This is a genomic window from Anabaena sp. 4-3 (assembly GCF_001597745.1).
In the GTDB taxonomy this organism is placed as follows: domain Bacteria; phylum Cyanobacteriota; class Cyanobacteriia; order Cyanobacteriales; family Nostocaceae; genus Trichormus.
Map to the genome: position 1 here is coordinate 73,027 of NZ_LUHJ01000049.1, position 21,307 is coordinate 94,333.

20 protein-coding genes are annotated in these 21,307 nt (G+C 42.0%); 16 read left to right on the forward strand and 4 right to left on the reverse strand.

The genetic code is table 11. From position 1 onward, the window contains the following. The first annotated feature begins 40 nt into the window (after window positions 1-40). The 6 genes from A3775_RS13375 to murF all read left to right on the forward strand — a co-directional run bounded on the left by A3775_RS13375 (window position 41) and on the right by murF (window position 5,898). Window positions 41-259, forward strand: a complete 219-nt coding sequence (locus tag A3775_RS13375; RefSeq protein WP_066425350.1) for a hypothetical protein — start codon at window positions 41-43, stop codon at window positions 257-259. A gap of 109 nt (window positions 260-368) precedes the next feature. Further along, a complete protein-coding gene (locus A3775_RS13380) occupies window positions 369-1,289 on the forward strand; it encodes a histone deacetylase (protein ID WP_066425351.1) in 921 nt (306 codons plus the stop codon). 958 nt (window positions 1,290-2,247) lie between these two features. Next, the gene (locus tag A3775_RS24670) at window positions 2,248-2,385 is read left to right on the forward strand and encodes a hypothetical protein (RefSeq protein ID WP_197480149.1); all 138 of its coding nucleotides are present in this window, start codon (window positions 2,248-2,250) and stop codon (window positions 2,383-2,385) included. Between the two features lie 186 nt (window positions 2,386-2,571). Continuing rightward, window positions 2,572-3,015, forward strand: coding sequence for a tellurite resistance TerB family protein (locus tag A3775_RS13385; RefSeq protein WP_066377488.1), 444 nt, complete (start codon window positions 2,572-2,574; stop codon window positions 3,013-3,015). Between the two features lie 109 nt (window positions 3,016-3,124). Then, entirely contained in the window at window positions 3,125-4,336 is a 1,212-nt protein-coding gene (locus tag A3775_RS13390; RefSeq protein WP_066425353.1) for an RNA-guided endonuclease TnpB family protein, read from the forward strand. A 209-nt stretch (window positions 4,337-4,545) separates the two neighbouring features. Then, complete coding sequence (murF, locus tag A3775_RS13395) at window positions 4,546-5,898, forward strand: UDP-N-acetylmuramoyl-tripeptide--D-alanyl-D-alanine ligase (protein WP_066425354.1); 1,353 nt, start codon at window positions 4,546-4,548, stop codon at window positions 5,896-5,898. 105 nt (window positions 5,899-6,003) lie between these two features. On the opposite strand, the gene A3775_RS13400 is transcribed toward murF, so the two are convergent. Beyond that, complete coding sequence (locus tag A3775_RS13400) at window positions 6,004-8,127, reverse strand: hybrid sensor histidine kinase/response regulator (RefSeq protein WP_066425356.1); 2,124 nt, start codon at window positions 8,125-8,127, stop codon at window positions 6,004-6,006. 387 nt (window positions 8,128-8,514) lie between these two features. Here A3775_RS13400 and A3775_RS13405 point away from each other — a divergent pair, with 387 nt between their 5' ends. From A3775_RS13405 to A3775_RS13420, 4 genes are all read left to right on the forward strand, one after another. After that, window positions 8,515-9,234, forward strand: coding sequence for a pyridoxine 5'-phosphate synthase (locus A3775_RS13405; RefSeq protein ID WP_066425358.1), 720 nt, complete (start codon window positions 8,515-8,517; stop codon window positions 9,232-9,234). Between the two features lie 231 nt (window positions 9,235-9,465). Further along, window positions 9,466-10,176, forward strand: coding sequence for a SnoaL-like polyketide cyclase (locus A3775_RS13410; protein WP_066384799.1), 711 nt, complete (start codon window positions 9,466-9,468; stop codon window positions 10,174-10,176). A gap of 72 nt (window positions 10,177-10,248) precedes the next feature. Then, window positions 10,249-10,578, forward strand: a complete 330-nt coding sequence (locus tag A3775_RS13415; protein WP_066384797.1) for an MgPME-cyclase complex family protein — start codon at window positions 10,249-10,251, stop codon at window positions 10,576-10,578. Between the two features lie 116 nt (window positions 10,579-10,694). Then, window positions 10,695-11,342, forward strand: a complete 648-nt coding sequence (locus A3775_RS13420) for a hypothetical protein (RefSeq protein WP_066384793.1) — start codon at window positions 10,695-10,697, stop codon at window positions 11,340-11,342. A 48-nt stretch (window positions 11,343-11,390) separates the two neighbouring features. Here A3775_RS13420 and A3775_RS13425 read toward each other — a convergent pair whose 3' ends face one another. From A3775_RS13425 to folD, 3 genes are all read right to left on the reverse strand, one after another. Next, window positions 11,391-11,858, reverse strand: coding sequence for a divergent PAP2 family protein (locus tag A3775_RS13425; RefSeq protein ID WP_066384792.1), 468 nt, complete (start codon window positions 11,856-11,858; stop codon window positions 11,391-11,393). Window positions 11,859-12,093: 235 nt separating this feature from the next. Further along, on the reverse strand, window positions 12,094-13,023 hold the full coding sequence (crtE, locus tag A3775_RS13430) for a geranylgeranyl diphosphate synthase CrtE (RefSeq protein ID WP_066384791.1): 930 nt from the start codon (window positions 13,021-13,023) through the stop codon (window positions 12,094-12,096). Between the two features lie 148 nt (window positions 13,024-13,171). Further along, a complete protein-coding gene (gene folD, locus A3775_RS13435; RefSeq protein ID WP_066384819.1) occupies window positions 13,172-14,071 on the reverse strand; it encodes a bifunctional methylenetetrahydrofolate dehydrogenase/methenyltetrahydrofolate cyclohydrolase FolD in 900 nt (299 codons plus the stop codon). A gap of 262 nt (window positions 14,072-14,333) precedes the next feature. Here folD and A3775_RS13440 point away from each other — a divergent pair, with 262 nt between their 5' ends. From A3775_RS13440 to mutS, 6 genes are all read left to right on the forward strand, one after another. Beyond that, complete coding sequence (locus tag A3775_RS13440) at window positions 14,334-14,732, forward strand: cytochrome c maturation protein CcmE (RefSeq protein WP_231867008.1); 399 nt, start codon at window positions 14,334-14,336, stop codon at window positions 14,730-14,732. A gap of 33 nt (window positions 14,733-14,765) precedes the next feature. Continuing rightward, the gene (locus tag A3775_RS13445; protein WP_066425360.1) at window positions 14,766-15,191 is read left to right on the forward strand and encodes an NUDIX hydrolase; all 426 of its coding nucleotides are present in this window, start codon (window positions 14,766-14,768) and stop codon (window positions 15,189-15,191) included. Between the two features lie 209 nt (window positions 15,192-15,400). Continuing rightward, entirely contained in the window at window positions 15,401-16,501 is a 1,101-nt protein-coding gene (locus tag A3775_RS13450; protein WP_066384787.1) for an AI-2E family transporter, read from the forward strand. A gap of 287 nt (window positions 16,502-16,788) precedes the next feature. Then, window positions 16,789-17,988 carry an AAA family ATPase gene (locus A3775_RS13455; RefSeq protein WP_066384779.1) on the forward strand — a complete coding sequence of 400 codons (1,200 nt, stop codon included), beginning with the start codon at window positions 16,789-16,791 and terminating at the stop codon, window positions 17,986-17,988. Next, on the forward strand, window positions 17,982-18,602 hold the full coding sequence (locus A3775_RS13460; protein WP_066384778.1) for a DUF4276 family protein: 621 nt from the start codon (window positions 17,982-17,984) through the stop codon (window positions 18,600-18,602). The genes A3775_RS13455 and A3775_RS13460 overlap by 7 nt, the downstream gene beginning before the upstream one ends. Before the next feature lie 111 nt (window positions 18,603-18,713). Continuing rightward, entirely contained in the window at window positions 18,714-21,281 is a 2,568-nt protein-coding gene (gene mutS / locus A3775_RS13465) for a DNA mismatch repair protein MutS (RefSeq protein ID WP_066425362.1), read from the forward strand. Window positions 21,282-21,307 lie beyond the last annotated feature (26 nt).

A 21,307-nucleotide genomic window follows, 5' to 3' on the forward strand; every position in this document is an offset into this window, starting at 1 on the left:
ATTTTAGCCTATATTTAGAGATTTAGGGAAAAAAATCATCATGACGAAAGAAACTACTCCCAGTCAAGCCGAAAAGATGAATCCAGAAGGTGATGCCTCACAATTAAGTCCAGAAATGCGGGATAAAATTAAGCATCCACCCAAGATGGATGATGTAATTCGTGAACAATCACCAGAGGAACGTCGAGGTAATCAAGCTTTAGTCCCAGAAATGTTAGATCAGCCACGAGATGAAATCATTGGTTTCGCCGAAGAATAGGGGATGAGGGAGAATTTTGATTCAGTCACCAATGCCCAATGCCCAATGCCCAATGCCCGGCTGAGTATACAATGGCATTGATTATTTTGCTGTGAATATTTTCCTCCCTATGTTCCCTGTTATCTATTCTGATGAGTTTCTTGATCACAAAACAGGAAGATATCATCCAGAAAATCCAGAAAGGTTGACGGCGATAGTCAATGCTTTGAAAAAATCTGAGTTGGCTGAAAAACTTACTTGGCAGTCGCCGACACCCGCATCAGAAAATTTATCCTTGATGTCGCTGTTAAGCAAAGCCCATAGTCCAGCTTATATCAAGAAACTCCAAGAAATCGCCGCTACTGGTGGCGGTTATTTGGATGGTGATACTCCCGTTTCTCCCCGCAGTTATGATGTGGCGTTGTTAGCGGTGAGTGCTTGGTTGGATGGGGTGGATACTGTACTTAACTCAGAAAATCCGGCGTTTGTGTTGTCTCGTCCACCAGGACATCATGCTGAAAGTGATACTGGGATGGGCTTCTGTCTATTTTCTAATGCGGCGATCGCAGCTTTTTATGCTTTAGAACAACCCGCAGTTAACCGTGTCGCTATCCTCGATTGGGATGTACATCATGGTAACGGTACTCAGGCGATCGTGGAAATGCACCCCCAAATAGCTTACTGTTCTTTACATCAATATCCCTGCTATCCCGGTACTGGTAGAGCCACAGAACACGGTTTTCATAATAATGTGTTAAATCTTCCCGTTCCTCCCGGTAGTGATATCACAGTTTATCAGCCGTTAGTGGAACAAAAGATAGTACCGTTTTTAGCTGAGTTTCAGCCAGATTTATTAATTGTTAGTGCTGGTTATGATGCTAATGCTGATGATCCTTTAGCTAGCATCAATTTACAACCCAGAGATTATGCGGTGTTGACTGATTATTGTTTAGGAATTACACGTAAAATTCTCTTTGGCTTAGAAGGTGGTTATGATTTTGAAACCCTGGCTCAATCTGTGATTGCCACAATTGCACCTTGTCTGAGTTAAGCCCAAAGATGCCATTGCGGAAATATTTCTTCATATCCTGCCACCTGACATCATGTCCGGCTAATTACTTATGATCAGTTTTCGATGCTGATTTTTTCTCTTTTCCCGTTCCCCGTTCCCTGTTCCCTGTTCCCTGTTCCCTGTTCCCTGTTCCCTAACTTTCACTCACAACAATTTCCCAGCTAGGCGGAATATTAAGTAATGTTGCGCCCAGTCAAACAGAGATGAGGAAAAAAAAACTTAAAATTGATGACAAATTTTTGTAATTCAGCATAAATATTGAGTATTTTAGTATCTATGAACTTTCATTACAGTATGAGCAATGCCAGTGATGATTGCGGCTATCTGTCCTACAGTATCAGCGTTACAGGCAAATATTTGTGTTTTTTGCTTGGAGAATATTATCAGGATTTTTACTAAGAAATGAAGTATATAAACAGCCCAGTTTACATTACTTAATCAATCTGTGGCAGAAACACAGCTATCCAGATAGATTCATATTTTATATTGAATTTTTTAAACTAATTTATCAATTTATTTTATATATTATTCCCTGCTAAATTTAAGTATATCAATCAATAGCTTGCAAGTAAATTTGCTGATAATTTATCTGAATAATTTCTGGTTTTTTCCGAAAAATCAAGTTATATTAGCTCTTTTTTGAATTTTAATATTTTTCACTATTTTAAGAAATATTTGTGCTGGAATTTACAAGCTGTACTGGATACTAACAGTAAATAAAATGCTGAAATTTGAGCCATAAACAATTTTCAGTATTGTCTGTGACTAACTTAGGGCTAAATTCATCAAATCTTCAGAAAGAAAAAATCTTATTGGTCTGATGCAAGAGCTAAAGTTTTGTTAAGATGCAATTGCTAGCAGTTTCTCAACGGAATTTTTCACTAAGAACGTGGAGAAATAATCAATACTAGCAACACAAAGTTCAACAGGTGAAGCTATGACCACCTATATTTTTTTCGATGAAGCCTTGCGGATATTAACCAACGCCTATCTGCTGTCAGCAATACTGTTAATTGCAGCTTCTGGTATAGGGTTGGCAGTTATTGAAACCATTGAAAAGACAGGACAACGCTAAATTAACCCATAGTTCTGAAACTATATATATATTTAATTTCCAGCATCTTGGGTGGGAGTGTTCACTGTCCAAAAATCTTGGGAACACTAAATCATGAAAGTCTCACAGCCTTTCAGGTTAACCCGACAGTTAAGAACTGTAAAGGTAACTGTACGCTATTGAGACCCCCATCCAAGAGCGACTATCATGAATCTACTAGATGCAGTTCTGAGCAAAGAAACCCTAGCCCCTGAAATCCTTAGCCCAGCCGAAGCTTTTGCAGCTATCGTCTTAATGTCCACATTATGCGATAGTTATTTGAGTGATGAGCAACAGTATCATTTGACCTCTGTGTTGTCAAGGACAAAGCTGTTGAGAAATTACTCACCACAAGCAATCTATCAGCTATTACAGAAAAACTTAGATATTCTTTGGCGAGATGGTTTTAATGCCTTATTTAATCTAGCTAAAGCCTCGTTATCCCCAGAATTACGAGAAGCCGCTTTTGCGGTAGCTGCTGATTTGGTTTTGGGTGAGGGTTTAGTCACGGAAGAAGAAAAAATCTTTTTAAATGATTTATCTCAAGCTTTAGGTATTTCTCGCGATATCGCAACACAGATTTTACAGGTAATGTCAATTAAAAATCTTTGAGAGGCTGATTATCAAAATTATTTTGACTAAAGGAATGGGATACAAGCCCCGCCCTTGCAGGGCGGCTTGACTTGTGTTATGATAAATGCCGTAGACGTTTTCCACGTCAATGATAGTTTTAGAGTTTAAAGTCAAAGGGAAAACAACTCAATACGCAGCTATAGATGAGGCGATAAGAACCGCTCAATTTGTCCGCAATAAGTGTATCCGTTTCTGGATGGATAATCGTGGTGTAGGGCAGAAAGAGTTATATCGCTACAATACTGTGTTAAGGGCTGAATATCCCTTTGTGAAAGCTTTAAACTCTCATGCTTGTCAGGTAGGAGTAGAAAGAGCGTATAGCTCAATAGCTCGCTTTTATGATAACTGCAAAAAGAATATTCCCGGAAAGAAAAGTTATCCAAAATTTAAAAAGAATAACCGTTCAGTGGAATATAAAACATCTGGTTGGAAGTTGTCACAAACGAGAAAGCAGATTACTTTTACAGACAAAAAAGGAATTGGCAACCTTAAACTAAAAGGAACGTGGGATTTAAACTTCTATCCAATAGACCAGATAAAACGGGTTAGATTGGTACGTCGTGCAGATGGATATTATGCCCAATTCTTGATAAGTGTAGATAACAAAATAGAAACACAGCCGACTGGTAAAACCATTGGTTTAGATGTGGGTCTAAAAGAGTTCTACACAGATAGTAATGGGCATAGTGAACCTAATCCTAGATTTTATCGCATAGGAGAAAAACGATTAAAGTTTTATCAACGTCGTGTTTCTCGTAAAAAAAGGGCTTCTATCAACCGTAAGAAAGCTGTTAATAGATTAGGTCGAGTACACCTCAAAATAAGTAGGCAACGTATAGAACACGCTAAGAGAGTAGCGCGTTGCGTAATCCAATCTAACGATTTGGTAGCCTATGAAAATTTGAGGATTAAAAATTTAGTCAAAAATCATTGTCTGGCTAAATCTATTAATGATGCTGGTTGGTATCAATTCAGAAAGTGGTTAGAGTATTTCGGGGTGAAGTTTGGCAGAATAACTGTTGCTGTTAATCCTGCCTATACTTCTCAAGAATGTTCTAATTGTGGTGCGGTAGTTAAAAAATCTTTATCTACAAGAACCCATGTTTGTGAATGTGGTTTTGAGATGGATAGAGATTGGAATGCTGCAATCAACATTCTGAAATTGGCCTTGAGTACCGTAGGGCATACGGGAACTTGGATCTTAGATCCGAACGCTTTGGGAGATTCGACCTCTACTCAGGTTGGAGAAATCCTGTCTGAGCAAGTTGGGTCTGTGAACAAAGAATCACCGCACTTTTAGGGCGGTGAGTGTCAATTAGCCAGTCGTAAATACTCAATAGCCTATATACTATGTGTGCCAAAGAAGTTGAGCTTTTTTGGCACTACTGTTGTTTTCAGCTAGGGGTGTAGGGATGCAGGGGAAGCGGAGGAGAAAAACTAATGACCAATGACTAATGACCAATGACTAATGACCAATGACCAATGACCAATGACCAATGACCAATTTTTATGTTTGCTACTTTAACCGAACTCACTCAAGCAGTTTTAGCCCAACCTGTAAATTTAAGTGCAGCTGATTTGGCACAAGTCAGCACTGGTATACAAACAGATAGCCGTGTCATCCAACCAGGTGAAGTCTTTGTAGCTTTGCGGGGTGAAAAGTTTGATGGACACGCTTTTGTAGCAACTGCGATCGCTCAGGGTGCTATCGCTGCTATCGTTGATTTTGACTATGAAAATTCTACGCTGCCTGTATTAAAAGTAAATGATACCCTAGAAGCTTATCAAAAATTTGGTCGATGGTGGCGCGATCGCTTTCACATTCCAGTTATTGGGGTGACGGGTTCTGTGGGGAAAACCACCACCAAGGAACTCATAGCCGCAGTTTTGGGTACACAGGGTAAAGTACATAAAACCTTTGGCAATTTCAATAACGAAATTGGCGTACCCAAAACCCTGCTAGAACTGAATGCAGAACATGACTACGCCGTGATTGAGATGGCAATGCGGGGTAGAGGACAAATCGCCGAACTCACACAAATAGCACGCCCGACAATTGGCGTGATTACCAATGTGGGGACAGCACACATTGAGTTACTCGGTTCAGAAGCAGCGATCGCTCAGGCAAAATGTGAATTATTAGCCGAAATGCCCCAAAATAGTGTAGCTATTCTCAATCACGACAATCCCCTCTTACTGGCAACGGCGGCGAAGTTGTGGCAGGGGCAAGTTTTGACCTATGGTTTTTCTGGTGGTGACATTCACGGCACACTCATTGACAACGAAACTATAGAAGTTTCAGGAATCCAGTTACCCTTCCCCTTAAAAGGTCGTCACAACGCCAGCAATTTCTTAGCCGCCCTCGCAGTCGCCCAAGTTTTAGGCATCGATTGGGCAAGCCTCAAACATGGTGTAACTGTGAATATGCCCACCGGGCGATCGCAACGCTTGACTTTACCCAATGATATTGTTATCCTAGACGAAACTTACAATGCCGCACCGGAAGCTATGATTGCAGCGTTGCAGTTATTAGCAGACACACCAGGAAAGCGGAGAATTGCCGTATTAGGAGCAATGAAAGAATTAGGAGAGCGATCGCCGGAACTACACCAGCGAGTCGGTGAAAAAGTCCGAGATTTAAAATTAGACGGTTTGCTAGTCTTAGCTGACGGACAAGATGCCGAAACCATTGCCAAAAGTGCCGTAGGTATACCTTCAGAGTGCTTTACCAGCCACAGTGATTTAGTGGAGAGATTAAAGACATATATGCAAGCAGGCGATCGCTTGTTATTCAAAGCTGCCCATTCCGTAGGTTTAGATCGGGTAGTTAATCAGTTGCTGGGAGAAGGGAGTAAGGAGTAGGTATTGGCGACTGGGGCTAAGAGGAGCAGAGGGCAGCAATGCACAGAGGAGAGAACTTTTCCCGTTTCTCCCTGCTCAAAGTTTCGTTTTCTCCGCTACCTCCGCTCACTGGACAATCAACCTGGCCACGGCGGCAATTAATTCTTCAGCATGAACAGGCTTGGCTAAGTGGATTTGAAACCCGGCGGCGAGAGCTTGCTGTTGATCGTATTGTCTGGCAAAAGCAGTTAAGGCGATCGCTGGAATTTGGCCATTTTGCTCGGCTGCCCAAGTTCTGATTTGGCGAATCAACATATAGCCATCGATGTCAGGCATACTGATATCACTGACTAACACATCTAATTGGGATTGAGCTAATATTTCTAAACCTTCAACTGCGGAAGCCGCCACGCTCACCTCAGCCCCTTCTTGCTCTAGCATATAAGCAATAAAATCTCGTGAATCAAGATCATCGTCAACCACTAAAATCTTGATGGCAGCCAGCAGTGAATATTCAGGGCTGAATAATGACAGTTGATTTTGTTTATCTGTCAAATTCGAGCTATCCTCTGGCACAAGCGGTAATTGCACTGTAAACGTTGCTCCCTGAGCCTCACCCTGACTGTCTGCTGTGACAGTACCACCGTGAATTTCTACAATTTTACGGACGATAGCCAAACCCAACCCTAGCCCACCAAATTTTCTTGTAGAGCTGCTATCTGCTTGGCGGAAGTAATCAAAGACATAGGGCAGAAACTCAGGACTAATTCCCTTACCTGTATCACTGACGACAATCTGAGCATAGTCATCGATTCGTTGAAGTCGTACCTCTACCTGTCCGCCCTTCGGTGTAAATTTTACGGCATTAGAAAGGAGATTCCAAACTACTTGCTGTAAGCGAGCCGAATCACCCCTAACTTGCCCGATATTTGATTCCAAAACTGTGATGATCTCAATTGATTTTGTTTCTGCTGCTAGGCGCATTGTCTCTAGTGCTGCCGAGACTACAGCATTTAAATGAATTTTTGTAATATTCAGCACTAGCTTACCTTGTAAAATCCTGGAGATATCTAGCAAGTCTTCTATGAGTTGCACCTGTAATGTGGCATTACGCTCAATCGTGGCTAGTGCTTGAGATGTCCTGGTTTGGTCGATTTGACGGCTTTGTAACAACCTAGACCATCCCAGAATAGAATTTAGAGGCGTGCGTAACTCGTGGGAAAGGACAGCTAAAAACTCATCTTTAATCCGATTAGCTGTTTCTGCCTTAGCTCGTGCGGCTTGTTCTAACTCCAGCAAATGCGCCCGTTGTTCTAGTATTTGTTTTTGTTCGTGGATATCTGTACAAGTTCCGAACCACTTAACTACATGGCCATGCTCATCTTTAAGTGGTAAGCCTCGCGCCAACTGCCAACGATAGGAATTATCAGACGCACATTGAAATCGGTATTCATTTTCGTATACAGTGCTGCTATTTACCGCATTTACCCATACCTCATAGGCTTTGTTGACATCATCTGGATGTAATGCTGCTAGCCATCCAGAACCCAAAGATTGCTCTAATGTTAGCCCAGTATACTCACACCACTTCTGATTAAAATCAACACATTCACCGTCAGCATTAGCAGTCCACACAAGTTGAGGAATAGCCTCAGCTAAATAACGGTAGCGTTCTTCACTTTCTCTGACAACTTCTAAAAGACGCTGACGTTCGGCGATTTCTTGATGTAATTGTTCGTTAGTTTGAGTAATTTCATGGGTGCGAAGCGCAACCAAGTCTTCTAAATGATTTTGATATTTTCTCAGTTCTGCTTCTACCCGTAAACGTTCAGCTATTTGTATTTGCAATTGTTGATTCGCTTGTTCTAGTTGAGCAGGACTAGGAAGTGCTAAAGCTTTTGGTACTAAAGGGATGAGTTCGACGGCGGTAATTAAAGATATTCCGGCGGTGGCAGCTTTGACAAATCCCGATACCCAATAGGTGGGATGCCAAAGTGTCCAAACCTCTAAAATATGAGTAGTACCGCAAGCGACAATAAAACCACTAAATAACAAGAATATCCAATTAAACGGCAGATCATGCCGCTTACGAACAAAATAGAAAAGTGTAGCAGGAATAGAATAGTAAGCTAGAGCAATCAGTGCATCAGATACTAAATGTAACAAAACTAAATCTGTTTGCCATAGATAGCAGTGTCCATGTGGGATAAATGGGCCTGAGTGAAAAAAGTAAGTCCACAATTCTGCCATAGTTTTTCAGGTAAACACACTAATTTTTGAAAATTCGTAGAACTATCTCAGTTCTTCAGGGAAAAAATATTTATGGTATACAAAAAATTTTCCATCACCATTAACAATTTGTGAGCAATAAAGCTGATACAAATTAGTAATTGTGGGAAATAACAGAAAAGTTGGATGTTTCGGATGTAATGACTAGCGATCGCTTAATTTATCCCCCAGAGTTATCTTAACGATAACTTTCATCTAAAATTATTATTCTGAGAATTTTATCTGTATTTAGCTTTCCTGCTCAATTATTACTGATAAAAATCAACTTGGACGTTCTTAACCAAGCATTTTGTTAACAATTTCAGGTAAGATAAATCTCTGTGGACAGTGGATAGGGAGATACTGGGGTTGCCTACACTTGGTGTAAACATAGACCATATAGCCACCATTCGCCAAGCACGGCGGACGGTAGAGCCGGATCCGGTGGCTGCGGCCGTACTGGCAGAATTAGCGGGCGCAGATGGCATTACAGTACATCTGCGGGAAGACAGACGGCATATTCAAGACCGGGATGTGCGTTTATTGCGGCAGACAGTACGCACTCACCTAAATTTAGAAATGGCTGCTACAGATGAAATGTTGGGAATTGCCCTTGACATTAAACCCGATTATGTGACTTTAGTCCCCGAAAAACGGGAAGAAGTTACTACAGAAGGAGGTTTAGATATAGTCGGGCAAATTGCTAGAATAGGAGATATAGTTGATAAATTGCAGGGTGCTGGCATTCCAGTGAGTTTGTTCATTGATGCTGAACCTGCACAAATTGAAGCTTCTGTCAAGGTGCAGGCAAAGTTTATTGAGCTACACACTGGTAAATATGCAGAAGCCAGCGACGAAACCAGTCGTCATCAAGAATTAGCTGTGTTAGCTAAAGGGTGTGAACAAGCCATTAAAGCTGGATTGCGAGTCAACGCCGGTCATGGGCTGACCTACTGGAATGTCTACCCGGTGGCTGCGCTGCCAGGAATGGAAGAACTCAACATTGGTCATACCATCATTAGCCGAGCAGCATTAGTAGGTATGGAAAGAGCAGTGCGGGAGATGAAACAAGCGATGCGAGGGGAATAGGGAATGGGGACTGGGGACTGGGTATTAAAAATAAACTCTCCTCTGCTCCCTCCGCTCCCTCTGCCCCTCTGCCCCTCATACCCCTGCTTCCCTGCCTGCTCTAGAGGGGTTGTGACTGCGTAATCTCGAAAATCGTTGTTGGTGTGGAAGACTTCAGAAAATGTTTTGTGAAGTCAGGATACTTACCATGAACGGTTTTCTCAATTTTGAATCAGAGAATTTTGAATTGTTATGAGCGCAACACAATCTAACGAGCTTCCGCTTTGGGTACAAGACAGGGATAAAGTGATCGCTGCTAGCACTAATGTTCAGTGGCGGTATGGTACTGCACCGGATTATACTCGCTCTAAAGAGAATCTAGCCAAAGAAAGCACACGCAATCATGTTGAGGGTTCACTAGAGGCGATCGTGCAGAACTTAGTGAGAACCTTTGAGATGGAGGTATCTTTCAAAACCAACCCACAGCAGTGGTTGTCAGTGGTGAACGATAAGTTTCGCATCACTACCAATGGCGGTAAAGAGTTTACAGCCGCAGATGTATCCGTCCAAGGTACTTACAATGTATTCATGGGGGATTCTGAGCATTACAAAGCCTCTGAAGAAACTTTTGAAACATCTGGTCATCTCTTCCATAGCACCTTTCCCCAAGGTTTCCCTTGGGAAGTGTTGGAAGTTTATTCAGGCCCCCCAGTTGTTACCTTTAAATGGCGGCACTGGGGACATTTTCAAGGCTCATATAAAGACTATGCTCCCACGGGTGAGACAGTAGAAATTATCGGCTTGAGCGTTGCCCATGTCACCGATGACTTGAAGATTGTGTCCTTGGAACACTACTTTGACAACACCCTGTTTTTAGAAAAGTTAACAGCTGGTGGTAAAGTAGCTGCTGACAACCAAGGTAAAGGTTGCCCGTTTAGTTCTTGGTTCAAAAAATCCCGCTAGAGTTAGTACATATAGGGGTACAGTAGTCATACTGTACCCTGCGACGATTTAATTAAAAACTACAGGATGAGAATGCAAACATACTATTACGTTTTGGCCAGCCGACGCTTTTTATTACAAGAAGAACCGATGGAAGAAGTGCTAAAAGAACGCACCCGTCATTATCACGAACAAGAAAAAGAAATTGATTTTTGGTTAGTACCACAACCAGCGTTTTTAGAAGCTCCTGAAATGGCAGAAATCAAAGCTAAGTGTCCTCAACCCGCAGCTGCGATTATTTCTACCAATCAGCAATTTATTACTTGGTTGAAATTGCGATTAGAATACGTGATTACTGGAGAATTTCAAGCTCCTACTGGAACAATTCCTGATGCTTTGGCATCTCTGGCTTCAGTGTCTTGAGTGATTAGTCATTAGTCATTAGTAATTAGTCATTAGTCATTAGTCATTAGTCATTAGCTCGTTTACTATTGACTATGGACTAATGACTCTTCACTAAAAATCTTGAAAATTCGCTTATGCGTGCTAATTCTGTGCAGAAACTTGCCACTTTATCCAGTGTATTCGGACTAGCGATCGCGGGGGTGATGGGTAGCATAAATTCTGTCAAAGCCCAAACTTCCCTTCCTGTGTGTCAACCTCCCAAGGTTGGGGAGTACCTATTGCTGGTAGTCAGTCCCACCACCGAGAATCAGCAGCAGTTACGTAACGCCTTACCCAATGAGATTAAAACTACTACCTGCCGATATCTCAGTGATACGGTAACGCGCATCGGGGGATTTAGCAAAATTGATGATGCTAACCGTTGGGCTAGGTATATCAACATGATTGTAGGTTTGTCTGCCATTATCACTACTAGACCTGGGGAAGTAGCAGCACAGACAACTACCACAGTACCCTTTAATCCCCAACGTCTAGGGCAGGGTTTTGCCGTATTAGTGGATTATTTTAACCGTCCAGAACTTGCAAATAGCGTTCAACAGGTAGTAGGCGGTAATGTTGGTCTTGCTTCCTTTGGACAAAAACCCTACTTGCTGGCAGTTTATACGACTAACCAACAAGAAGCTTACAACACATTACAGAAACTCAACGATCGCGGTTTTATTGCTGTCTTAGTAGATAGCAGTAAAGTCATGTTACTGCGATCAGTTGTGCGGGTACAGTAAGTCATTAGTTATTAGTCATTAGTTGTTAGTGAACTAACTATTTATTGACTATGGACTACTAACTAATAAAGACCTAGCTAATAAAGAAATCGTCACCCCTAAAGCGGAACCTGCTATGACTTGTACAGGTGTATGTCCTAGCAATTCCTTGAGCCTGTCTTGGTTAAAATCTGGTTTTTCCCGAAATAATTCATCAATCATTTGATTGAGGATGCGGGCTTGTTTACCAGCTGCTTGGCGAACACCGGCAGCATCGTACATAACAATAATCGCAAAAACTGTAGCCAAGGCAAAGTCTGGCGATGCCCAGCCAATGGTTTGTCCAATACCAGCAGCCAGAGCCGTCACCAAAGCTGAATGTGCGCTGGGCATCCCTCCAGTTGTCACTAGAACGCGTACATTCAGTTTACGGTGTTGAACTAGCTCAATTACTAGCTTTAAAGCTTGAGCTACAAAACAAGCTACCAGAGCCACCACTAGCACCCGGTTGTCTAAAATCTCGCCTATGTCCTGCATGGTATTTTGGTTCGGTTAGTCGATATTAGCAGTAGTGATGTTTCCAGAGAGAAGGTTGAGGCTTCAATTCAAAATTCAAAATTCTCTCATTCAAAATTCAAAAAATAATATCATCCCTCCGATTTAGGAAAATAAATTTGTTTTGGTAGGACTACATACTCAAGACAAAGCTTTGCCCACCATGATGAGTTGGAATGGATTTTTGAATTGAATTTTGAATTTACCCAGAGCTAATCTAATGATTGCGACTGGTAATGAAATGAGCCAGTGCTTGCAGAGGTTGTGCTGATTCCCCGAATGGTTCTAGTTCTGCACAAGCGGCTGTAATTAGCTCTTGGGCTTTAGCACGGGATTGTTCAATACCCCAGAGACTAGGGTAGGTGACTTTTTGGGCGATGAGGTCTTTACCGGCGGTTTTGCCTAATTGCTCTTGGGTAGCTGTGACATCGAGAATATCATCAATAATTTGAAATGCTAGCCCGATGTTTTGGGAATAACGCGAGAGTCTTTGAACATCTGCCGATGATGCACCCGCTAAAATTCCCCCACAGACAACACAGGCTTCCAGAAGGGCGGCTGTTTTATGGTTATGGATGAAGTTGAGAGTTTCTAGAGAAATATCTGACTTACCCTCTGATTCTAAGTCCACTACTTGACCACCCACTAAGCCGGCTGCTCCTAATGCGCTTCCTAAACGAACAATTACCTGTAAGACACGCTCCCTAGAGACGCTTTCGGGGGTTTGGCTGGCTACGAACTCAAAAGCATAAGCCAATAAACCATCACCGGCTAAAATCGCAATGTCTTCACCATAAACTTTGTGATTTGTCAACCTACCGCGACGATAATCATCATTATCCATTGCGGGCAGGTCATCATGAATCAATGACATGGTGTGGATCATTTCCACAGCACAAGCTGTGGGCATTGCCATTTCAATTGTACCGCCCATCATTTCACAGGTAGCTAGGCAGAGAATGGGACGCAGACGCTTACCTCCAGCTAACAGCGAGTAGCGCATTGACTCGTAAATTTTTTCTGGGTAAATGACTGGCATAGATTGATCTAAAGCCGCTTCACAGAGTTTTTTGCGCTCTTTGAGATAAGTTTCTAGGTCAAATGTGGCTTTTTCTGGCATCTTCTGAAGGTTATCAGCTGCTACCATTCTTACAATTCCTTAAATTTTTGGCTTTTGGCTGTTTTTGATATACGTCACAATTTTATGATGCTCTGGAACCAAAAGATTAACTCAGACTTGAGTCATTCAGGAAGTTAAATGATAAATGATGAGTTATGTTAATTTTCATAATTTTTTATTTACCATTTAAAATTCCTTTCTCCTTTGCTGTTTTTAAATAGCTAGCAAATGTATTTTCTAACAACACTGCCACAGTCATGGGGCCGACACCGCCAGGAACAGGGGTGATGTAGTCCGCGACTTGAGCGGTTGCTGCAAATTCCACATCGCCAACTAAGCGACTTTTGCCATTAGCATCGGTGACGCGATTTATCCCCACATCTACCACAACCGCGCCTGGTTTCACCATCTCAGCAGTAATTAAGCCGGGAATACCAACGGCGGTGACGAGAATATCAGCATTTTTGGTAATGGTGTTGATATCTTGCGATCGCGAGTGGGCAATGGTAACAGTAGCATCAGCGTCTAATAGCATCAAGCCCATCGGCTTACCCACTAAAATACTTCGTCCTAGCACTACAGTATGTTTTCCCGCCAAGGGAATTTCATACTCTGCTAATAGCCGCATGACTCCCGCAGGTGTACAACTGCGTAACCCAGCTTCACTGCGTACCAATCGCCCTAAATTCACGGGATGCAGTCCGTCAGCATCTTTATCTGGTGCTATTTGATGCAGTAACTTCACCGCATCTAAATGTTCTGGTAGCGGTAACTGTACGAGAATACCATCTACCTGTTCATCTTCGTTGAGTGCGGCAATCACATCCTCTAATTCTTCTTGGGTGGTTTGTTGCGGAAAGTGTTTACCAAAAGAAGCAATACCCACCTTAGCGCAAGCTTTTTCTTTGTTGCGGACATAAGCAGCCGAAGCTGGGTTATCACCCACCATCAACACCGCTAACCCAGGAGGACGACCGATTTTAGCTTGTAATTCTTGGATTTGTGAAGTTAGTTGTTGCTGGATTTTTGCCGCTAAAGCTTTACCATCCAAGATTTTCGCAGTTCTAGTTTCCATAAGCATCCCCAGTTTTACTTGATTTAATTTATCTACAGCCAACTCAACAGTTAGAATAACTCTTGCTTGTAGATTATTATGGCGTTGTCGTCTGATAATGTAGCGTCTTTCTATGTTCTCGTATAGGGGACTCTTGACTCTTGACTCTTGACTGGGGAGATGAGGAAGCGGAGGGAGCGGAGGAAGTAGGGGAAGTAGGGGAAGTAGGGGAGAAAAACTAATGACTAATGACTAATAACTAATGACTAATAACTAATGACTAATGACTAAATTGGTGAGTTTTATGCAAAAAGTGCAAAATTTTTACCTAGGATTTACTTTACTGTGTGTCGTAGGACTTTGTAGCTGTGCGCCTTTAAATGTGTCTGGTTGGGAAACCAATAACATTAGTTTTGCTGCTAATGTCACTCCCATTCGGGAACTTAAATCAAAAGCAGATAAAAAACAGACAGTACGTATCCAAGGTACAGTGGAAAAGCAAGTACCTTTAGTGCAACGATGGGCATATATGATTAATGATTCTACTGGTACTGTCTGGGTTGTGTCTAATAAGAATAATTTCACAGAGGGACAGTCAGTAGTCATTAAGGGGAAGGTGCTATATAAAAGCATTGCGATCGCTGACCAAGATTTTGGGGAAGTTTATCTAGAACAGGAGTGATAATATTTACATAAGCTCTGGTAAGCATGAAATATGAATAACAAAAAAGTTCATGTAGCGATCGCCATTCTTTACCAAGATAATAAATTTTTGATGCAGTTGCGGGACAATATCCCCAATATCCCCTACCCTGGTCATTGGGCGTTGTTTGGTGGTCACATTGAACCGGGTGAAACTCCAGACATAGCAGTAAAGCGAGAAATTTTAGAAGAAATCGGCTACAATTTACCGCCTTTTTTTGAATTTGGCTGTTATCCCGATGAGAGAGTTGTGCGTCATGTCTTCCATGCACCTTTGCTGGTGGAATTTGATCAACTGGTGTTAAATGAAGGCTGGGACATGGCACTATTGACACCAGCAGATATTAGTAAAGGTAAATTTTATTCACCACAAGCAGGAGAAGCCAGACCTTTGGGATCTGTAGCACAGAAAATATTATTGGACTTTATTCGGCAATAGTTATTAGTCATTAGTTGGGAATAGGGCATTGGGCATTGGGCATTGGATTTTCCCCACTGCTGCCTTGTCTCCCTTGTCCCAGTCCCCAATTGCCATTTGCCAAAAATTCTTGAATTTTGAATTTTGAATTTTGAATTGATTTGTCCCCAGTCCCCATTCCCCACATAACAGGCAAAATAAAGTTAGAACTTATGTGGAGTCACCAGTAAATGCAAACAGTAAACAAATGGCCACGATGGTTGACTGTGGGGCTGGCGTTTCCTATTGTTATTCTCAACGGTTGGCTATTAATTCAGGTTGTACACTATTTTCAACCTTTGGTGAGTGTTTTTGTATCTGCCGTCCTGTTGGCTTTTGTTTTAGATTATCCCATCCAGTTTTTTCAAAGCCGTGGGGTACAGCGTAACTTGGCGATTGGTGGGGTGTTATTGTTAGCTGTGGTGATTTTGGTAGGCTTAGGTCTGACTTTATTGCCATTAATCATACAGCAACTCAATGAGCTAGTGAATGTTCTGCCCAATTGGATTGATTCAGGGGTGCAGCAGCTAGACGCTTTCCAAAATTGGATAGCTACACAAACAGTCCCGGTGAATTTGAGTAGTTTGGTGACGCAGGTTTTAGAGCGATTGTCTAACCAATTGCAGTCTGTTACTGGTAAAATATTAGGCTTGGCTTTCGATACTATCGGCGTTGTGGTTAACGTGGTGCTGGCGATAGTGTTGACTACCTATATGGTACTGAATGGCGATCGCTTATGGGATGGTGTCTATCAATGGTTTCCCGTGAACATCGGGGCTAAAGTCCGGGAAATACTCAGAGAGGATTTTCATAATTATTTTATCGGTCAAGCTACCTTGGGTGCTGTCTTAGCGTTAACGGTGACTTTGGCTTTTGTAGCGTTGCGTGTTCCTTTAGCTTTACTTTTTGGACTTGCTATTGGTTTTTTCTCGCTGTTTCCTTTTGGTACAGGTATCGGTATTGGTCTTGTTAGTTTATTAGTTGCTTTGGAAAACTTTTGGCAAGGTGTGGAAGTTTTAGGGGTTGCTGTTGCTATTGACCAAATTAATTCTAATTTTATTGCTCCTCGCATTTTGGGTAATTTAACTGGTTTAAATCCTGTTTGGGTGGTGGTTTCTTTGTTGTTGGGTGCTAAATTAGGTGGGGTTTTAGGTTTGTTGGTTGCTATCCCTACGGCTAGTTTTATTAAGGATATTGCTGATAGTTGGCGGGCTGGAGAATTTCATCGGGTTGAGAATACTGAGGCGGACTCTGGAAGGGTTGAGGGTGAGGTTGTGGTGACTAATAGTTGAGAGGAGGAGGAAGAGAATTAAACGCGGAGGGGCGCGGAGGTAACGCGGAGGGGCGCGGAGTTTTTTTTATGTTTGGTTACGTGAAGTTAGGAAGGATCATAAAATTTTGATTTTTGATCAGATTGCACATCACGTTATTATTAATGGTTGTGGATTCTACTGCTGTAATTCTGAACATTTCTCATGATAGCTAACCAACAAACCACAATTATATCTCTGCACATCACGCTAAACCTATCATGTTAAACCACAGTTAGCTTAAGTGATAAGCCAAGTAGGATAAGCCAATGGAAGGTAAAAGATTTATTCATAAATTACGATTAGAAAATTTTCTTTCTTATGGAAGTGAGGGGGAAGATATTGAGCTACAACCATTAAATGTGTTAATTGGGCCTAACACTTCTGGTAAGTCAAATTTAATTGAAGCAATTGGAATTTTAAAAGCAACACCTACAGACTTACCTGCTCCTTTTCGGCAAGGTGGAGGAGTTACTGAGTTTCTTTGGAAAGGTGGACAAGAAAATCCAGTAGCTAAAATAGATGTTACTTTAAATTATCCACAAAGACCCCAAAATTTACGTTATCAGTTGAGCTTGACTGCAACTGGACAAAGACTAGAGCTAGTAGATGAAGTTGTAGAAAATGAACAAAAATATCCAGGGGAAGATGATGTCTATTTTTTCTATCGTTATCAAAGTGGTCATCCTGTTTTAAATGTTAACAAAATAGAGGATAATGGAGAACGATTTAAACGTTATCTTCGCCGAGAAGATTTGAGTCCAGAACAATCTGTTTTATCTCAAAGGAAAGACCCAGAACTTTATCCAGAACTCTCTTATCTTAGTACAGAATTTTCTAATATAGGTTTATATCGTCATTGGCAGATGGGACGATACGCAGAACCAAGGAATGCTCAAAAAACCGATTTGCCTGAGCATCCTTTACTAGAAGATGGGAGTAATTTAGGATTAGTTTTAAACAATTTACAGCACAGACTAGGTACTAGAAAAATTCTTGATAAACTGAAAAAATTTTATGATGCTGCCGAAGAACTGAGTGTCAGAATATATGGGGGTACTGTACAGATATTTATTCGTGAAGAGAATTTTATTCAACCAATTCCGGCAAATCGTTTATCTGATGGTACACTGCGTTATTTATTTTTAATTGCTTTACTGCTTGACCCTACTCCACCGCCACTAATTTGTATTGAAGAACCAGAAATAGGTTTACATCCAGATATTTTACCTACTATTGCTGAAATGCTAATTGAAGCATCTCAGAGAACACAATTAATTATTACAACTCATTCTGATGCTTTAGTTTCGGCTTTGAGTGAATATCCTGAATCAGTGTTAGTTTGTGAACGAGATGAAAAAGGCTCTCATCTTCGTCGGCTTGAACCAGATAAACTGAAGAATTGGCTGGAAAATTATTCTCTGGGTGACTTGTGGCGGATGGGTGAAATTGGGGGAAATCGATGGTAAAAGAGGTGCGAATTTATGTAGAAGGTGGTGGGGATGGTAAAAACACAAAAGCATTAATTAGGCAAGGATTAAGTCAATTTCTCAAGCCTCTGGTTGAAGTTGCAAAAAGTAGAAAGATTAAATGGAGTATTATTATGTGTGGTACTCGTAATCATGCTTTTCGTGACTTTAAAAATGCTTTAAAAGACCATCCAGACGCATTGAATATATTGTTGGTTGATGCAGAAGCACCTGTGAATGTAGAGTCACCTTGGCAACATTTGAAGTCGAGGGATAATTGGGATAAACCTTTAGGAGTTGATGACAGTCAGTGTCACTTGATGGTGCAAGCAATGGAGGCTTGGTTTATTGCTGATATTGCAACTCTCACAAAATTTTACGGTAAGGGTTTTAAAGAAAATGCTATTCCCAAATCTTCTAATGTAGAAATTATTGCTAAAGATAACTTAGAACCTAGTCTAAAGAATGCTACTTGTAATACTACAAAGGGAGAGTATCACAAAATTAACCATGCCTCTAAGCTGCTGGAATTGCTAGATGTGACTACTGTTCGTCAAGCTTCGACCAAGTGCGATCGCCTATTTACTACTTTACAAGAAAAAATGGAATCATAAGAAAATCTTAAACATAGGTGTAGCATGGTCGCTAGCATCCCCCGAAATTTTCACAGCACGTTATCATGGGATGTTGTGGCTTTTCTGTGCGTAAATCCTAGCATCTATCCTATGACTGTTTCTCACTCTGACATCCAGCCAACGGAACCAAATCATTCTACTGCACCGCATACGGACACGCGACAGGTTGACCGCAGTAAGTTGAGTAAGATGTATCAGCACTATGTTGAGGTGAAGGATAAGTACCCTCATGCGTTGTTGCTGTATCGGGTGGGAGATTTTTTTGAGACGTTTTTTCAAGATGCGGTTACGGTAGCGCAAGAATTGGAATTAGTTCTTACCAGTAAGCACGGTGGCGAAGTTGGGCGTGTGGCGATGACTGGTGTTCCTCACCACGCTTGGGAACGCTACACTACCCTATTGGTGGAAAAGGGTTATGCTGTGGTGATTTGCGACCAGGTGGAAGATGCTTCTGAGGCGGTGGGTTTGGTGCGTCGGGAGGTGACACGCATCCTCACCCCAGGCACTTTGTTAGAAGAAGGAATGTTAAAATCTAGTCGCAATAATTACTTGGCGGCTGTGGTAATTGCGGGGAATCATTGGGGTTTGGCTTATGCAGATATCTCCACGGGGGAATTTTTCACGACTCAAGATAGTAATTTAGAACTTCTCACTCAAGAATTGATGCGGTTGCAACCGGCTGAGGTGTTAGTGCCGACGAATGCGCCTGATTTGGCTAGTTTGCTGCGTCCGGGGGAAACTTCACCCCATCTACCAGAATGTTTACCGCCATCTTTTTGTTATAGTTTGCGATCGCAAGTCCCTTTTTCTCAAGGTGAGGCTAGAAGTAAATTATTGCAGACATACAAGGTGCGATCGCTTGAAGGTTTGGGTTGTGACCATCTCCCCTTGGCAGTACGGGCGGCTGGGGGTTTACTAGAATACGTAGAAGATACCCAAAAAGAAAACCGTGTTTCTCTACAAAGACTCAGAACCTACACCATCACCGACTATTTAATTGTAGACCAGCAAACCCGCCGCAACTTAGAAATTACTCAAACTGTCCGCGATGGCACGTTTCATGGTTCGCTGTTATGGGCTTTAGATAGAACTAGCACCGCAATGGGTAGCCGGGCTTTGCGGCGATGGTTGTTACAACCGCTACTTGATATTAAAGGGATTCGCGCTAGACAAGATACAATTCAAGAATTAGCTGACAATACACCTCTACGTCAGGATTTACGGCAATTATTACGGCAGATTTACGACTTAGAACGTCTCACAGGGCGCACCACTTCCGGGACTGCTAACGCTAGAGATTTAGTAGCTTTGGCTGATTCTCTGTGTCGTTTACCAGAATTAGCCCGTTTGGTGGCTGATGCGCGTTCCCCCTTCCTGAAAGCTTTGCAAAAAGTCCCGCCAATTTTAGAAGAAGTGGCGCAGAATATCCGCGCCCACATTGTCGAATCACCACCAATACATCTCAAGGATGGCGGCTTAATTCGTGCGGGGGTAAACCCACATTTGGATGAACGCAAGGCGACGGTGGAAGCAGATCAACAATGGATTGCTAATTTAGAAGTCGATGAACGAGCTAGAACAGGTATCCCCACCCTCAAGGTAGGATTTAATAAAACCTTTGGTTACTATATTAGTATTTCTCGCGCCAAAGCTGACCAAGTACCGAGTAATTACATCCGTAAGCAAACCCTGACGAATGAAGAACGGTATATTACCCCAGAACTGAAAGAACGGGAAGCCAGGATTTTAACTGCCAGGGATGATTTAAATCAGTTGGAATATGAGATTTTTGTGGCTTTGCGGGAAGAAGTCGGAACACAAGCCGAAGCAATTCGCAACCTGTCGCGTGCTGTCGCTGCGGCTGATGTGTTGTGTGGTTTGGCGGAGTTAGCAGTACAGCAAGGTTACTGTCGTCCTGAAATGATTCCCGGACGAGAATTAGCTATTGTTGAAGGTCGTCATCCGGTAGTCGAACAGTCTTTACCTGCGGGGTTTTTTGTGCCTAATTCTACTGAATTGGGATGTAGTGAAAATATCCCACTCCCTGACCTAATTATCCTCACAGGGCCAAACGCCAGTGGTAAAAGTTGCTATCTGCGTCAGGTGGGACTAATTCAGTTAATGGCGCAAATTGGGAGTTTTGTCCCGGCTAAGTCGGCGAGGTTGGGAGTGTGCGATCGCATTTTTACCCGTGTCGGTGCAGTTGATGATTTAGCTACGGGTCAATCTACGTTTATGGTAGAAATGAATGAAACGGCAAATATTCTCAACCACGCCACAGCTAAATCTCTAGTTTTATTAGATGAAATTGGGCGAGGAACAGCTACCTTTGATGGACTTTCTATTGCTTGGGCGGTAGCAGAATATTTAGCTACAGAAATCAAAGCTAGAACAATTTTCGCCACACACTATCATGAATTAAATGAATTAGCCGCGATGTTGCCCAATGTGGCTAATTATCAAGTAACTGTCAAAGAATTACCCGACCAAATTATATTTTTACACCAAGTTCAACCGGGAGGTGCTGATAAATCTTACGGAATTGAAGCGGGAAGGTTAGCAGGTTTACCAACTGTGGTAATTCAACGAGCAAAACAAGTTATGGGACAAATAGAAAAACATAGCAAAATTGCTATTGGTTTAAAGAATTTAGAGTAAGATTTCTGACAAATACAGAGGTGTAG

What these genes read in the sequence shown, in the direction of transcription:
- A3775_RS13375 (WP_066425350.1), top strand. Translation starts at nt 41, where the DNA reads ATGACGAAAGAAACTACTCCCAGTCAAGCCGAAAAGATGAATCCAGAA.
- A3775_RS13380 (WP_066425351.1), top strand. Translation starts at nt 369, where the DNA reads ATGTTCCCTGTTATCTATTCTGATGAGTTTCTTGATCACAAAACAGGA.
- A3775_RS24670 (WP_197480149.1), top strand. Translation starts at nt 2,248, where the DNA reads ATGACCACCTATATTTTTTTCGATGAAGCCTTGCGGATATTAACCAAC.
- A3775_RS13385 (WP_066377488.1), top strand. Translation starts at nt 2,572, where the DNA reads ATGAATCTACTAGATGCAGTTCTGAGCAAAGAAACCCTAGCCCCTGAA.
- A3775_RS13390 (WP_066425353.1), top strand. Translation starts at nt 3,125, where the DNA reads ATGATAGTTTTAGAGTTTAAAGTCAAAGGGAAAACAACTCAATACGCA.
- murF (WP_066425354.1), top strand. Translation starts at nt 4,546, where the DNA reads ATGTTTGCTACTTTAACCGAACTCACTCAAGCAGTTTTAGCCCAACCT.
- A3775_RS13400 (WP_066425356.1), bottom strand. Translation starts at nt 8,127, where the DNA reads ATGGCAGAATTGTGGACTTACTTTTTTCACTCAGGCCCATTTATCCCA.
- A3775_RS13410 (WP_066384799.1), top strand. Translation starts at nt 9,466, where the DNA reads ATGAGCGCAACACAATCTAACGAGCTTCCGCTTTGGGTACAAGACAGG.
- A3775_RS13415 (WP_066384797.1), top strand. Translation starts at nt 10,249, where the DNA reads ATGCAAACATACTATTACGTTTTGGCCAGCCGACGCTTTTTATTACAA.
- A3775_RS13420 (WP_066384793.1), top strand. Translation starts at nt 10,695, where the DNA reads ATGCGTGCTAATTCTGTGCAGAAACTTGCCACTTTATCCAGTGTATTC.
- A3775_RS13425 (WP_066384792.1), bottom strand. Translation starts at nt 11,858, where the DNA reads ATGCAGGACATAGGCGAGATTTTAGACAACCGGGTGCTAGTGGTGGCT.
- crtE (WP_066384791.1), bottom strand. Translation starts at nt 13,023, where the DNA reads ATGGTAGCAGCTGATAACCTTCAGAAGATGCCAGAAAAAGCCACATTT.
- folD (WP_066384819.1), bottom strand. Translation starts at nt 14,071, where the DNA reads ATGGAAACTAGAACTGCGAAAATCTTGGATGGTAAAGCTTTAGCGGCA.
- A3775_RS13440 (WP_231867008.1), top strand. Translation starts at nt 14,334, where the DNA reads ATGACTAAATTGGTGAGTTTTATGCAAAAAGTGCAAAATTTTTACCTA.
- A3775_RS13445 (WP_066425360.1), top strand. Translation starts at nt 14,766, where the DNA reads ATGAATAACAAAAAAGTTCATGTAGCGATCGCCATTCTTTACCAAGAT.
- A3775_RS13450 (WP_066384787.1), top strand. Translation starts at nt 15,401, where the DNA reads ATGCAAACAGTAAACAAATGGCCACGATGGTTGACTGTGGGGCTGGCG.
- A3775_RS13455 (WP_066384779.1), top strand. Translation starts at nt 16,789, where the DNA reads ATGGAAGGTAAAAGATTTATTCATAAATTACGATTAGAAAATTTTCTT.
- A3775_RS13460 (WP_066384778.1), top strand. Translation starts at nt 17,982, where the DNA reads ATGGTAAAAGAGGTGCGAATTTATGTAGAAGGTGGTGGGGATGGTAAA.
- mutS (WP_066425362.1), top strand. Translation starts at nt 18,714, where the DNA reads ATGACTGTTTCTCACTCTGACATCCAGCCAACGGAACCAAATCATTCT.